The organism is Pelagibacterium halotolerans B2 (assembly GCF_000230555.1).
GTDB lineage: Bacteria > Pseudomonadota > Alphaproteobacteria > Rhizobiales > Devosiaceae > Pelagibacterium > Pelagibacterium halotolerans.
This window is the reverse complement of record NC_016078.1, coordinates 2,747,338-2,761,124: the sequence shown is the minus strand read 5'-3', so window position 1 is coordinate 2,761,124 and position 13,787 is coordinate 2,747,338. Positions and strand designations below refer to the sequence as shown.

Sequence of the window (13,787 nt, the reverse complement as noted above, 5' to 3'; positions counted from 1 at the left end):
CTTAGCGTATTCCTGATTTCATGAAGGACTGGATGACCTGGCGCTGCAGGGCGATATAGATGGCGAGCACGGGAAGGCTGGCCATTGTGGAGGCGGCCATGAGCGGGCCCCATTGGGTGCCTTCGGACGACATGAACATCTGGATGCCGATCTGGATGACGCTGTTTTCAGCCGAGCGGGTGAGTAGCAGGGGCCAGAAATAATCGTTCCAGGTCGAAATGAAGATGAGAATGGCGAGCGAGGCGAGGATGCCGGTGAGATTGGGGGCGAGCACGTCCCACAGGATGCGCCAGCTGCGGGCGCCATCCATGCGGGCGGCCTCGATCACCTCCTTGGGGAACGAGCGCATTGTCTGGTAGAGCAACATCACCGCCAGTGCCGAGGCCACATTGGGCAGGATCAGCGCGGGCAGGGAATCGAGCAGGCCGAGCCGGGCAACGATCAGGTAGTTGGGGATCATCACCACCTGAAAGGGCACCAGCCAGGTGAGCGCGATCAGCGAATAGACGAGCTTGTCGAACGGAAAGCGCCAGCGCGCGAAGGCATAGGCCGCGAAAAGGCCGGTGACGAGCTGGATGATTGTGACGATGACCGAGACCAGGAGCGTGTTCCAGAGCATCTGGAGCACGGGAATGGCGTTGAGCGCATAGATGTAGTTGTCGAGCGAGGCCGAGGTGGGCACCAGCGCGGTCTCGAAGATCTGGTTGGCGGGTCGCAGGGAGGTGACGACCATCCAATAGACCGGAAACAGACAGAACAGCGACAGCACGGCCATGAGCGCATGGCCGAGGCCGGTGTTGAGCCGGCGCGAGACGACGGACCGGCTGGCGCGGCGGCGCCGGGCAGCGGGCAGGGCAAGCGGGGAAATCATCGTATCAGTTGTCATAGAAGGAATACCTCTCGATGAGGCGGAACAGCACGAAGGCCAGCGCGCCGAAGCCGAGGAACAAGATGACGGCGGCGGCCGAACTCCAGCCGACCGACATCGAGGAAAAACCGAACTCCCAGAGCACGTAGAAGATGTTGGTGGTGGCGCCCAAAGGTCCGCCGCCGGTCAAAACGTTGATGTAGGAAAAGCTCCATTGGGCGCCCAGGAGGATGGTCATCATCACAAGGAACAGCACCGTGTTCATGAGGAGGGGGAGCCGGATGTCGCGGATGATCTCCCATTTCGAAGCGCCATCCATGCGGGCGGCTTCGATCAGCGAGGGATTGATGTTGGCGTTGGCGGCCGAAAGGATCAGCGTTGAAAATCCGATCAGTTTCCAGCCGGTGAGAACGATGATTGTCCAGATGGCGATGGCGGGATCGCCCAGGAAGCGCACGGGCTCGCCGCCCAGTCCCGTGATGGCCTGATTGACCATGCCGTGGCCGGGATCGAGCAGCCAGCGCCAGACGGCGGCGGCCACGACCGGAGCGATGATCATGGGCACGAAGATTATGGCGCGATAGATGTTGCGCGCCCGGTCGGGCAGATCATGGGTGTAAATCGCGATGGCCAGCGGGACGATGACGGCCAGTGGCAGCAGGCCCAAAACGTAGATGCCGGTGTTGCGCACGGCCTGCCAGAATTTGGGCAGGGCGAAGATGTTGGAAAAATTGGACAGGCCGACGAATTGCGGCGCCGTGGTGGGCAGCATGTTCCATTGGTAAAGGCTGAGCCTGAAGGCATCGATGAGCGGCCAATAAACCCAGATGGCAAGCCCGAGCGCGGCGGGCAGAAGATAGAGCCAGGGCGCGATGACATAGCGATCATCGGCCTTGAGGCGTCGCTTGCGCCTTGCAAGCGTAAGGGGGGTATTTGCTGAGATGTCGGCCATGAGCGAGCACCGCGAAATCGTAAAAAAGGGATGGCCGCGAGGAACTGGTCCTCGCGGCCGGGGGATCAGGGCATCAGGGATTGGGCGTTGGCCTGGGCATCGGCCAGCGTGGCCTCGACGTCGGCGCCGCCGAAGACGGCCATTTCCATCGCATCCATCATCAGCGAATTGATCTGGCGGTAATTGGGGCCGGGATAGGCGACCCAGGGTTCGAGCCGTTCGAGCTGGTCGAGATTGGGCTGGACCAGGGGATGGTCGGCGACCCAATCGCCCAGATAGGCGGGATCGGTGACGATGTCGGTGCGCAGGGGCACGTAGCCGATCTGGGAGGTGATGATGGTATAGGCCTCGCGCGAGGTCATGAATTTCATCAATTCCCAGGCGGCGCGCTGCTTGAGCGGATCGGCGGTGTGGATGACCAGACCCGAGCCCGAATTTGTGGGGGAGGCGGGACGATCGCCAAAGCCGGGCATGGCGGCCGAGCGCAGCTCGAATTTTCCGTCCGAGCCGGCGATGAGGTAGGCTTGGAGCACCGAGGAGGTGAGGTACATGGCCAATTGGCCAGAGGCCATGGATTCCATGGACGAGCCCAGATCGGTGGCGCCGTAAACGCCGGCGTCGTGAAGGTCGCGCATCATCTGGACAGCCTCGACCGCTTGAGGTTCGGCAAAGGTGAGCGTCGTGCGGTCCTCAGAGAGCGTGCGGCCGCCGTTTGAGAGGATGACGCTTTGCAGCACCCAGTCATCGCCCCCCGAACCGGCCCCGACGATGGCCGCTTCAAAGGGGCTGGCATCGGTCTGTTCGGCAATGGCGAGCCCGGCCTCGCGCAGCGCGTCCCATGTAGCGGGCGGCTGGTCGGGATCGAGCCCGGCGGCGCGGAAGAGGTCGGCGTTGTAGAACAGGACCGGGGTCGAGAAGGTATAAGCGAGCGCATAGGTCTTGCCGTTGAGGCGCCCCAGATCGAGCCCGTTTTCCGACATGCCGTCGAAATGGGCGGCCAGCTCGTCGGCGGGGACGATGTCTTCGAGGGCGACGGCGCCGAAATTGTCGATCGTATAGGCCAGATCGTCGAACACGGTCTGGGTGACGTCCGGGCCGATGCCGGCGGCAAGATCGGCCTGGGTGCGCGACACCATTTCGGTCGATTGAACCGGCACGGCGTTGACGGAGATATTGGGATTGGCCGCCTCGAATTGCTCGATCATGGACCGGGTGGCTTCGGCGCCGATGCCGGTGGAGGCGAGGTTATAGTTGTAATAGGTGATTTCGACGGGCTGATCGACAGTGGCGGGCATCGACTGGGCCCAGACGGACGTTGCGAGAAACGCTGTTGAAACGGCAAGGGCGGCAATGGCTGAACGGGGCAGCATGGAATGTCCTTTTCCGGGCCGCGCGGTGGCGCCCATAGACAAGGGGAAGGGAGGCCGGCGGGGGTTGCCGCCGGCCGGGGGATCAGGGCATCAGGGCCTGGGCGTTGGCCTGCGCATCGGCCAGCGTTGCCTCGACATCGACGCCGCCATAGACGGCCATTTCGGCGGCATCCATCATCAGGCTCACGATCTGGCGATAATTGGGGCCGGGCATCGAATCCCAGGGCTCGAGAATGGCGAGCTGGTCGAGATTGGGCTGGATGAGGGGGTGTTCTTCCACCCAATCCTTGAGGTAGCGCGGATCATCCACGATGGCCGGGCGAAGCGGCAGATAGCCGATTTCCGAGGTGATGATCGTGTAGCCGTGTTCGGAGGTGAGGAACTTCATCAGCTCCCAGGCGGCGCGCTGCTTGAGAGGGTCCTGGGCCAGAATGGTCAGCCCGCTGCCCGAATTGTTGGGCCGCACCGGCTTGTCGCCGAAGCTGGGCATCGTCGAGGCGCGCAATTCGAAATTGCCTTGTGCGCCGGCCACCATTGCACCCTGTACGGCACTGGTCTGGAGGTACATGCCGATATTGCCGGCCGACATGCCTTCGAGGGCCGCGGTGATGTCGAGGGGGTCGAAGGCGCCCGCGTCATACATGTCGCGCAGCATCTGCACGGCCTCGACGGCCTCGGGCTCGGCGAATTTGAGCGTCGTGCGGTCACGCGAGAGGACCTCGCCGCCATTGGAGCGGACCACGCCCTGGAAGAGCCAATCCATGGCGCTGGGGCCGAAGATGCCGGCGGCAAAGCCCGTCTTGTCGGTGTTTTCCTGGATGGCCAGAGCGGTCTGGAGCACTTCGTCCCACGTCCTGGGGGGCTGGTCGGGATCGAGACCGGCGGCGCGGAAGATATCGGCGTTGTAGAACAGCACCGGGGTCGAGAAGGTATAGGCGAGCGAATAGGTCTTGCCATTGAGCCGGCCCAGATCGAGCCCGTTGGGCACCATGCCCTCGAAATGGCTGTCCAGTTCGTCGGCGGGCACGATGTCTTCGAGCGCCACGGCGCCGAAATTGTTTGCTGTGAAATCGAGGTCGGAAAACACCATCTGGACGAGGTCGACGGGCTGTCCGGCGGCCAGATCGGCCTGGACGCGGGCCTGGAAATCGGCGGCCCCGGCACCGATACCCTCAACGGTGACGTTGGGGTTGGCTTCCATGAACTCGGCGATCAGCTTGCGGGTTGCGTCCGCGCCGATGCCGGCCGAGCCCAGATTGTAGTTGTAAAACGTGATGGTGACCGGCTCGTCGATGGTCGAGGGAATGGTCTGGGCGGCGGCGGGCAATGCGCCCGCCAGAACGAGGGTGGCCGAGGCGGCCAGGAGGAGGGTTCTGCGGTTCATCTCGAGCGTCCTTATTCGGCGGCCTGGGTGGCTTCGTATTTGCGGAGCATTTCGGCCATGCCCGCAAAGGTGAAGCTGTGGAGTTCGCGGCGTTGCGAGGGCTGGGGTACAAAGGAAATGGTCAGCCCCGAGGGGCGGATTGTGCCGAGCGCGAGCGAGGCGCCTTCGACCATGCGCATGCCTTCATGGAGATAGGTGACGTCGGTGGCGGCGTGGGTGCCGATGCCGACGACGACGGGGATGCCGTGCCAGTTGGACACGCGGTCGAAATGGATGTGGCCCGAGAGGATGCCCAGGATGTTGCGGCCGGCGAGCAGGTCGGCGAGCGCGCGGGTGTCGGCGATGGTCAGGCTCTCCCACTCCATATCGGGCCTGTCTTCGTCGAGCGCCGGGGCGTGGTGGACGGCGATGAGCTTGGGGAGGTCGGGATGGGCGTCGAGTTCGGTTTGCAGCCAGGCGAACTGTTCGGGTTCGATCGAGCCGCCAACCTTGCCCGGGGTGCTCGAATCGAGCGTGATGAGGTGGACGCCGTCGATCACTTGCGCATGAAAGAACGGGGCGGCGAGGTCTTCGGTGCGGCCGAGCATGCCGGTGTAAAAGCCCTCGCGCTTGTCGTGATTGCCGAGCGCGAAAAACATGGGGATGTCCAGGCCCGCCTCATCGAGGATCGTCTTGAGATTGCGGTAGGAGCCCGCATCGCCCTGATTGGTCAGATCGCCGGTGGCGACGATGAATTTGGGCTGGGGGACGAGGGTCTTGATGTCGGCCAGCAACGCCTTGAGATTGGCCGTGGTATCGGAAAACAGGTGATCGTCGACAATGTCGGGATTGCCGATATGGAGGTCGGTAAGGTGAACGAAGGTGAAGAGATCGGTCATGACGCGTGTCCTGATGTTGATGGCATTGCGTCCGTTCGGACGCTTTGAGCCGATCGTCTTTCGGCGCGCACCCCGCGCTTTGGGCGAAAGACTTGTGCCCGGCTGCAAACACAGCTACCGTCGGAACATGACAGGTGAATGAAGGTTCATTCAGTATGGAAGCAACGATCGGCAAGAAGGACAAAATCCTCGATGCTGCGGCTCAATTGATTGTGGAAAACGGCTTGCAGTGCTCGATGGCGGCGATTGCCGAGCGGGCGGGCGTGGCCACCGGATCGCTCTACAATTACTTTCCCTCAAAGGGCGCGCTGGTGCTGGGCGTCTATGTGCGGGTCGGCGAGCAGATGTCGCGGGCGGTCGTGGTCGAGCACGATCAGGCCACCAGTCATGAGGACCGGATAAAGGATTATATCGGCCGTTATATCGACTTTATCGCGGCCGATGCCGAACGGGCCAAGCTGTTTGAATATCTCGACAATTCTCCCGCACTAAGCCTTACCGAGATCGCGGCGACCTTTTCGGGGTTCGTCGATTATACGCGCGGGCTTTTTGAAGGGGCGCGGGAAGCGGGGGTGGTGCGCGAGGGGCGGGCCTATCTTTTGGGGAGCTTCGTGCGCGGGGCCATCCGCCACACGATCAAGCGGCGCCGGCTCGATCCGACACCGATCGATGAGAGCGAATATGCCTGGATCGCGGATATGTGCTGGAAGGCGGTGGCGAAGGATTAAAGCCGTCCGGCCTCGATGATCCGTTGCAGGAATTTGCGGGTGCGCGGGTTCTGGGGGTTCGAAAAGAGGGTCCTGGGCTCGGCCTCCTCAACGATGCGGCCGCCGTCGAGAAAGCAGACGCGGTCGGCGACGTCGCGGGCGAAACCCATTTCGTGGGTGACGATGACCATTGTCATGCCGTCCGATTTGAGCCTGCGGATGATGGCGAGCACTTCGCCGACCAGTTCGGGATCGAGCGCGGCGGTCACTTCGTCAAACAGCATCACTTCGGGCTGGGTGGCCAAAGCGCGCACGATGGCGACGCGCTGTTGCTGGCCGCCCGAGAGTTGTTCGGGATAGGCGTTTTCGAACTCGGCCATGCCGAAGGCGGCAAGCAGTTCGCGGGCCGTTCCCATCGCCTCCGATCGGGGCGTGCCGTGGACCTTGAGGGGGGCGAGGGTGATGTTTTCCATCACGCTCATATGGGGAAAGAGGTTGTAGGACTGAAAGACGATGCCGATCCTGCGATAGACCCCGTTGCGGCCCCATGAGGGATCGTCGAGGGAGATGCCGTCCAAAGCGATGGTGCCGTAATCGAACTCGGTCAGCCTGTTGATGCAGCGCAGGAGGGTGGATTTGCCCGAGCCGGACGCGCCGATCAGGCAGACCACCTCGTGGGGCGCTATCGAAAGATTGACGTCGTCGAGAACGAGGGTCTCGCCGTAATATTTGGTGAGCCCGGAGATGGTTATGCGGTCGTTGGTCACGAGGCCCCCTGGAGACGGCGCTGGCGGTCCTTTTTGGTCAGGTAGTCGGTAAGGCGGGCCATGGGAATTGTCGCAACCAGAAACAGCAAAGCAGCGGCGATCAGCGAGGAATAGTTGAAGGTCTGGGCGGTGTAGATCTGGGCTTCGCGCACCGCGTCGCGCACGCCGATGACCGAGAGCAGCGCCACATCCTTTTGCAGCGCGACGGCGAGATTCAGAAGGACGGGCATGACGTTGCGGATGGCCTGGGGCAGGATGGCGTAGCGCATGGTCTGCCATTGGGAGAGGCCAAGGGCTCTCGCGGCAGCACTCTGGCCGTCATGGACGGCCTCGATGCCCGAGCGGTAGATTTCGGCCGAATAGGCGGCGTAGGAGATGACCATGGCCGTGGCACCCCAGAACAGCGCGGAATTGGGCAGGCCGGGCAGGTTGAGCGCGGGAATGCCGAAGCCGAAGATCAAAACGAGCAGCAGGACCGGCAGGCCGCGGAACAGATCGATATAGACGATGGTAAACACCCGCAGCGGCGCGAACCATGGTCCGGTCAGCGAACGGAACAGGGCAAGCACCAGCCCCCACGCCATGATGGCGAACAGGCAGATCGCCCAGACCTGGATGTTGAGCCAGAAGCCGCGCAGCACTTGCGGGAAGGACGCCGCCATGGCGCCGAGATCGAAAAACTGCCGCGCGATGCGTGGCCATTGCTCGGCGGAGGTCACGGCATAGCCCGCGAAGCCGAACACAGCGACGATCATGGCGACCGAAATGAGCGCGGGCAGGTAGCGGTCCCGTGCGCTCAGCTTCTTTTTGGCCGGGGGAAGCGGGCGACGCGGCTCCGTTTCGGGAGCCGCGCCTGAAATATTGCCTTGCGGCGGCAGTCCAGAACTCATTCGGTGATGACCGGCAGGTCGGGATCGGCGATCAGATATTGGGCGACCAGCGCGTCGATCACGCCTTCCGATTGCAACTCGGCAATCGCCTCATTGACCCATTCGACAAGGTCGTTGCCCTGCTCGAAGATCAGGCCGTGACCGTAGTCGTTTTCGTCGGGGGGCAGGATTGCGGCGATGGTGGCGTCGGGCACCTGAACGGCGGTGAGATAAAGCGCGGTTGGCAGTTCGGTGGCCACGGCGTCGATCTGGTTGCCCTGAAGGGCCTGGAACAGGCCGACCTGGTCGTTATAGACGGCGGGTTCGTCAACCCCGATGATCTGTTCGACATAGTCGAGATCGGTGGTGCCGATCATCACGCCCCAGCGCACCTGAAGCAGATCGGCAAAGCTCGACGCCTGTTCGACCGCCGAGCCGGGCATGGCGACGACGGCTTTTTGCGGCTGGGAATAAACGTCCGAGAAGGTGGCGATCTGGGCACGGTCCTCGGTGACCGAAATCTGCTGGATGCCGAAATCGTAATTCTTGGCGCCGGGGGCTATGGCCTGATCGAAGGTTTCGCGCACCCAGACGACATCATCGGGCGCAAAGCCCATCTTTTCGGCCAGCGCATAAACGAAAGCGCTTTCAAAACCCTCGCCATTGGAGGGGTCGTTGTCCATCATCCAGGGCGGAAAGACCGGATCGGACGTCGCAACGGTGAGCTGGCCGGGGGTGAACAGCCGGGGATCGTCCGGCGTGTTGTCCTGAGCGTGGGCCGTTCCGAAAGCAAGCGTTGCCGCCACGGCCAGACTGCTTAGCAATGAGATTTTTATCGACATGATCGAGGACCTCCAGCGTCCAGGGAGAAAAAGTCCGGGGATTTCGATATTATCGGGCGGGCCAAGCGGCGCAAGGCCCTGTCGATCCATGTCGGCGGCAAATCCGGGCAAGGACCGGCTAATTTTTTGCCGCGAAAGCGTTTTTTTGCCTCCGTGGGGGTGGACGTGACGCATTGGCGCCGTAATCATTGTCGCTATTAATTCCTATACCTCCGCGGCCGGTCCGGCCGGCTGCCAAACATTTTTAGACAGGTCATTTGGGGATGATCGACTGGATTTATCCGCTGCTCCTCGTGGGCGCGGCGCTCATTGTTGTTTCGGTTTTTACCAGTCTCGTCGCGTTCCGCTTCGGGGCGCCCTTGCTGCTGTTGTTTCTGGGGATCGGCCTGGGGGCAGGCAGCGACGGGCTCGGTATCGAATTTTCCGACGTCAATACGGCCTATTTCGTGGGTTCGCTGGCGCTGGCGGTGATCCTTTTCGATTCGGGGTTCGGAACGTCTCTGAAATCGTTCCGGCAGGCCGCCGCGCCATCGATCGTTCTGGCGACCATAGGGGTGCTCCTGACCACGGCGGTGGTCGGCATGGCGGCACGCCTGTTGTTCGGCCTGAGCTGGGCCGAAGGTCTGTTGATGGGCGCGATCGTTTCCTCGACGGACGCGGCGGCGGTGTTCTTCCTTTTGCGGGTGGGCGGGATCACCATTCGCGACAAGGTGCGGTCCACGCTGGAAGTGGAGTCGGGCTCGAACGATCCGATGGCGATCTTTCTGACCATCATGCTCGTTGAGCTGCTGGCTTCGGGCGCGGGGATCACCGGGTTCACCCACGAATTCATCGTCGGTTTCGGGTTGCAGATGGGGCTCGGCGTGGCGCTGGGAATCGCGGGGGGCGCGGCCATCGTCTTCATCATCAACAGGGTCGAACTCGAAGGCGCTCTCTATCCCATCATCGTTCTTGGCATGGCCGTGCTGCTGTTCGCCTTTACCGGACTGCTCGGGGGGTCGGGCGCGCTTGCGGCCTATGTGGCCGGTCTTGTGGCGGGCAATCGCCGGGTGCGGGCCCGCGCGACGCTGGTGCGCTTCCAGGACGGGATGACCTGGCTTGCCCAGATCGTCATGTTTCTCATTTTGGGGCTTCTGGCGAGCCCGTCCCAGTTCGCCGAGGTGGCGTTGCCCGCCGTGGCGCTGGCGCTGTTCTTGATGTTCGTTGCCCGGCCAGTGGCGGTGTGGCTGTGCCTGTTGCCGTTCCAGTACCAGCGCGACGAGATCGCCTTTATTTCCTGGGTTGGCCTGCGCGGGGCCGTGTCGATCCTTCTGGCCATCCTGCCGCTCATCGCGCTGCTCGAAAACGGTTCGGTGCTGTTCAACACCGCGTTCATCATCGTTTTGACCTCGCTTTTGATCCAGGGCTGGACCATCAAGCCGATGGCGCAATGGCTGGGCCTGATCGTGCCGCCACGCATCGGGCCGGTCGAGCGCGTGGGGCTGGAACTGCCGGGCAGCGCCAACCACGAACTCATCGTCTATCACGTCGTGGACAAGAGCCCGGTTGCCGAGGGCGAAAGACTGCCGCGCTGGGCGCGTCCGTCGCTGATCGTGCGCGACGGGCAATCCATGCGCTTCCAGTATGCCGGGCGGATCAAGGCCGGCGATTACGTCTATATGTTCATCGCGCCGCGCTACACGCGGCTGCTCGACAGGCTGTTTGCCAGCCCCACCAAGGTGGAGGCCGACGACAAGGATTTCTTCGGCGAGTTCAAGATCAACCCCACCCGCCCCCTGGCAGCGCTCAAGGAGGCCTATGACGCCCAGATCGGCCCCAATGTGTCGCTGGAAAAGACCATTGCCGAATATATGCGCGAGCGGCTGGGCGGGACCGCGGAAATCGGCGACCGGGTGGCCATCGGGGCGCTCGAATTGATCGTGCGGGAAGTCGATGTCGATGGGGAGGTTTCAGAGGCCGGGCTCGCCATCGACCAGGACGCGCAAAAGGCGCGCGTGCCGGTCTTTATGAGCGGGCGCGAGATCAAGGAGTTCGTGCGCGAAAAACTGGGCCAGCGGCGGCAAAGGGGCGCGGCTCAAAAGGCCAGGGAACAGGCGTCCGCCGATCAGGACTGATCGAGCGCCCTGTAGCCACGCCGCTGCCAGATGAGGGGCGCGCGGTCGGGGAAGGAACGCGTGTGGGTGACGATGCCCGCGTAAAGGGTGTGGGTGTCCATGACGATTGCACCTGCCAGCACGCAATCGAGGCTGGTGACGGCGCCAGCCAGCAGGGGCTGGCCCGATGGCCAGTGCTGCCAGTCATCAACGGAAAACCGATCCTCCGGTCCCCAGCCGGCAAAGGCGTCGGCGACAGCTTCCTGACCCTGTGCCAGTACCGAAAGCGAAAAGCGGCCCGCCTCATCTATGGTCCGGGCCAGCTCGGTATCACGGGTGATCGAGACGATGACTGCGGGCGGTTCGGCGCTCAGCGAGAGCATGGCGGTGACCGTGCGGCCGTATTGGGCGTCGCCCGAGCGCGCGGTGACCACTGTGACCGAGGCGGCCAGCGTGCTCATGGCGCCGGTGAACTGGGACGCGGGCACGGCGTCGACGGCGGCGGGATGGGCCGCCAGAGTGAGGGCAAGGGCCGGGCTGGCCGGCGGAAATTTGATGTTCGGTTTGGTCATTTCAGGGCTGTTCGGAGCGCCGATCGGTGTAGAGAAACCGGCGGGGCTTGATCTTGCGACCCGGTCTCTGTATTTTCCAAGTAAGTGCTTTCTAAATGTCGCTCCGGAGCCATGTCAAGCAGCAAACCGGTGATTGAAAATTCTGCTCCCTTGCCCGAGGCCGGAACCTGGTCTCCGCGCAATGCGGCTGAGCGTGTCCTGTTTCATCTCAAGATGCACGGGGAAAAAACCGCCGGCGAACTGGGCCGGGCGCTCGGGACCTCGGGGGAGGCGGCGCGCCAGCAATTGGTGCGGCTGTCCGAAGAGGGGCTCGTGGAAAGCTGGAGCCAATCGCGCGGGGTGGGTCGGCCATCCCAGTTCTGGCGGTTGACGGGGGCCGGACAGTCGCGGTTTCCCGATACCCATGCGGCGCTGACCGTGGAGCTTCTGGGCATTGTGGGCGACACGTTGGGGCCCGATGTGCTTTCGCGGATCATCGATACGCGCGAGGAGCGCACCAAATCGGTCTATCACGCGGCGATGAGCGATGCGGCAACTTTGGGCGAGCGGGTGGCGCGGCTGGCCGATCTGCGCTCGGCCGAAGGGTACATGGCCGATTGGGAAGCCGATGGGGAGGGCGGGTATGTGCTTTATGAAAACCACTGCCCGATCTGCGCGGCGGCGACGGCATGCCAGAATTTCTGCCGGGCCGAACTGGCGGTTTTCCGGGACGTTCTGGGAGCCGATACACGGGTGGAGCGCACCGACCACATCGTGATGGGGGCGCGGCGGTGTGCGTATCGGATATCGGCTGCTTAAAGCGGGGTATCTGATCGTTCGGCAATATCGAATAATGAATGAACCATAGTCCGGATTATCCGAACTGGTGGGCCGACTATATTGGTCTCCAACAGAGCCTCACGGGGCATCAACCGGAGATTTGACAATGCTCGACCAGATCAGGGGCCTTCATCACGTGACGTCGATGTCACGCGACGGACAGGCCAACAATTCGTTCTTTACCGATACGCTCGGCCTGCGCCGGGTGAAAAAGACCGTCAATTTCGACGAGCCGTCGGTCTATCATCTTTATTATGGCGACGAAGTGGGAACGCCGGGGTCGGTGATGACCTATTTCCCGTTTCCCCACATCATCAGGGGCCGTCCGGGCACCGGCGAAGTGGGTGAGACGGTGTTTTCGGTTCCCGAGGGCAGTCTTTCGTTCTGGAAGGAACGGTTTGCCGAAAAAGGCGTCAATGGGGTGATTGCCGAAGAAGCGTTCGGGGAAAAGCGGCTGCGGTTCACGGCAGTCGATGGCGACAGTTTCGCGCTTGTGGAAGCAAAAGACGACAAGCGGGCTCCCTGGACAGGCGGAGCGGTTGCCGGTGACGAGGCGATCCGCGGCTTTGCCGGGGCAACGCTGCGCCTGGGCGACAGCGGGGCAACCGAAGAGCTGCTCAAATTCATGGGATACGAACATGCCGATACCTCCAAGGGCATCAAGCGCTTCGTGATCCCGGGCGGCAACGGCGCCGATGTTATCGATCTCCAGACATTGCCCAACATGCCTCGGGGCGATCTGGGGGCCGGATCGGTGCACCACATCGCCTTTGCCGTCGACGATCGCGAGGCGCAGAAGGCGGTGCGCCAGGCGTTGCTCGATACTGGATATCAGGTGACGCCCGTGATCGACCGCGACTATTTCTACGCCATCTATTTCCGCACGCCGGGCGGGGTGTTGTTCGAGATTGCGACGAACGAACCCGGTTTCGACAAGGACGAAGACACAGCGCATCTGGGCGAAGCGCTCAAGCTGCCGACCCAGCACGAGCATTTGCGGGCATGGCTGGAAACCCATCTGCCGGACATAAAGGACTGACCGATGAGCGAGACGTATTTCACCAGGGAGCATGCCGGGCAGGGCCCCGATGCGCCAACGCTCGTGCTGCTGCACGGCACGGGGGGCGATGAGAACCAGTTCTTCAATCTGGGGCGGCAATTGCTGCCCCGGGCCCGGATCGTCGCCATAAGGGGCGATGTGTCGGAAGGCGGGGCGCTGCGCTATTTCAGGCGGACCGGGGAGGGCGTTTACGACATGGACGACCTTGCGGTGCGGACCGAGAAGATGGCGGGTTTTCTGAAAGGGCTGGCGTCGGACGGTCCGCTGATCGGGCTGGGCTATTCCAATGGCGCCAATATCCTTGCTTCAGTGATGATGGCCCATCCCGACCTGATCGATGCGGGAGTGCTCATGCATCCGCTGATCCCGTGGGAACCCGAGCCGGTCGAAGGGCTCGCAGGGCGCCGCGTGCTCATAACGGCGGGGCGGCGCGACCCGATCTGCCCGGCTCCCCTCACCCAGTCGCTGGCCGACTGGTTCGTCGGGCAGGGGGCGGCAACCGAGATCGTCTGGCACGAGGGCGGTCACGAAATCGTGCAGTCCGAACTGGCGGCTGTCGCGGGTTTTCTCGGCGGCCACAATCACGGTTAACAGGGTGTAAACCAC

At 62.8% G+C, this 13,787-nt stretch carries 14 protein-coding genes; 5 read left to right on the top strand and 9 right to left on the bottom strand.

Features of this window, described 5'->3' with window-relative positions:
- Position 1 precedes the first annotated feature (1 nt).
- The 5 genes from KKY_RS13460 to KKY_RS13440 form a co-directional block, all read right to left on the bottom strand.
- Positions 2–886, bottom strand: coding sequence for a carbohydrate ABC transporter permease (locus KKY_RS13460; RefSeq protein WP_014131913.1), 885 nt, complete (start codon positions 884–886; stop codon positions 2–4).
- The gene (locus KKY_RS13455; protein WP_014131912.1) at positions 876–1,820 is read right to left on the bottom strand and encodes a carbohydrate ABC transporter permease; all 945 of its coding nucleotides are present in this window, start codon (positions 1,818–1,820) and stop codon (positions 876–878) included. Before KKY_RS13455 ends, KKY_RS13460 begins: the two co-directional genes overlap by 11 nt.
- A 65-nt stretch (positions 1,821–1,885) precedes the next feature.
- On the bottom strand, positions 1,886–3,190 hold the full coding sequence (locus KKY_RS13450; RefSeq protein ID WP_014131911.1) for an ABC transporter substrate-binding protein: 1,305 nt from the start codon (positions 3,188–3,190) through the stop codon (positions 1,886–1,888).
- 82 nt (positions 3,191–3,272) lie between these two features.
- Positions 3,273–4,574, bottom strand: coding sequence for an ABC transporter substrate-binding protein (locus KKY_RS13445; protein WP_014131910.1), 1,302 nt, complete (start codon positions 4,572–4,574; stop codon positions 3,273–3,275).
- A gap of 11 nt (positions 4,575–4,585) precedes the next feature.
- Complete coding sequence (locus KKY_RS13440) at positions 4,586–5,452, bottom strand: metallophosphoesterase (RefSeq protein WP_014131909.1); 867 nt, start codon at positions 5,450–5,452, stop codon at positions 4,586–4,588.
- 155 nt (positions 5,453–5,607) lie between these two features.
- On the opposite strand from KKY_RS13440, the gene KKY_RS13435 reads away from it, so the two are divergent.
- Entirely contained in the window at positions 5,608–6,180 is a 573-nt protein-coding gene (locus tag KKY_RS13435; protein WP_014131908.1) for a TetR/AcrR family transcriptional regulator, read from the top strand.
- Here KKY_RS13435 and KKY_RS13430 read toward each other — a convergent pair.
- From KKY_RS13430 to KKY_RS13420, 3 genes are read right to left on the bottom strand one after another with little or no spacing between them, the layout of a single operon-like run.
- Positions 6,177–6,926 carry an amino acid ABC transporter ATP-binding protein gene (locus tag KKY_RS13430; protein ID WP_014131907.1) on the bottom strand — a complete coding sequence of 250 codons (750 nt, stop codon included), beginning with the start codon at positions 6,924–6,926 and terminating at the stop codon, positions 6,177–6,179. The two genes, KKY_RS13435 and KKY_RS13430, sit on opposite strands and share 4 nt — an antisense overlap.
- Positions 6,923–7,816 carry an amino acid ABC transporter permease gene (locus KKY_RS13425; protein WP_014131906.1) on the bottom strand — a complete coding sequence of 298 codons (894 nt, stop codon included), beginning with the start codon at positions 7,814–7,816 and terminating at the stop codon, positions 6,923–6,925. The genes KKY_RS13430 and KKY_RS13425 overlap by 4 nt, the downstream gene beginning before the upstream one ends.
- Positions 7,813–8,637, bottom strand: a complete 825-nt coding sequence (locus tag KKY_RS13420; RefSeq protein WP_148264180.1) for an ABC transporter substrate-binding protein — start codon at positions 8,635–8,637, stop codon at positions 7,813–7,815. Before KKY_RS13420 ends, KKY_RS13425 begins: the two co-directional genes overlap by 4 nt.
- 266 nt (positions 8,638–8,903) lie before the next feature.
- Between KKY_RS13420 and KKY_RS13415 the strand changes: the two genes are divergently transcribed.
- The gene (locus KKY_RS13415) at positions 8,904–10,751 is read left to right on the top strand and encodes a potassium/proton antiporter (RefSeq protein WP_041529453.1); all 1,848 of its coding nucleotides are present in this window, start codon (positions 8,904–8,906) and stop codon (positions 10,749–10,751) included.
- Here the strand turns inward: KKY_RS13415 and KKY_RS13410 are convergent.
- Complete coding sequence (locus KKY_RS13410; RefSeq protein ID WP_014131903.1) at positions 10,742–11,302, bottom strand: flavin reductase family protein; 561 nt, start codon at positions 11,300–11,302, stop codon at positions 10,742–10,744. The genes KKY_RS13415 and KKY_RS13410 overlap by 10 nt on opposite strands.
- Before the next feature lie 111 nt (positions 11,303–11,413).
- Between KKY_RS13410 and KKY_RS13405 the strand changes: the two genes are divergently transcribed.
- The 3 genes from KKY_RS13405 to KKY_RS13395 all read left to right on the top strand — a co-directional run bounded on the left by KKY_RS13405 (position 11,414) and on the right by KKY_RS13395 (position 13,772).
- On the top strand, positions 11,414–12,100 hold the full coding sequence (locus KKY_RS13405) for a helix-turn-helix transcriptional regulator (RefSeq protein ID WP_014131902.1): 687 nt from the start codon (positions 11,414–11,416) through the stop codon (positions 12,098–12,100).
- A gap of 127 nt (positions 12,101–12,227) precedes the next feature.
- Positions 12,228–13,160, top strand: coding sequence for a VOC family protein (locus KKY_RS13400; protein ID WP_014131901.1), 933 nt, complete (start codon positions 12,228–12,230; stop codon positions 13,158–13,160).
- Between the two features lie 3 nt (positions 13,161–13,163).
- Positions 13,164–13,772: an alpha/beta hydrolase gene (locus tag KKY_RS13395; RefSeq protein WP_014131900.1), complete on the top strand. Its 609-nt coding sequence runs from the start codon at positions 13,164–13,166 to the stop codon at positions 13,770–13,772.
- Positions 13,773–13,787 lie beyond the last annotated feature (15 nt).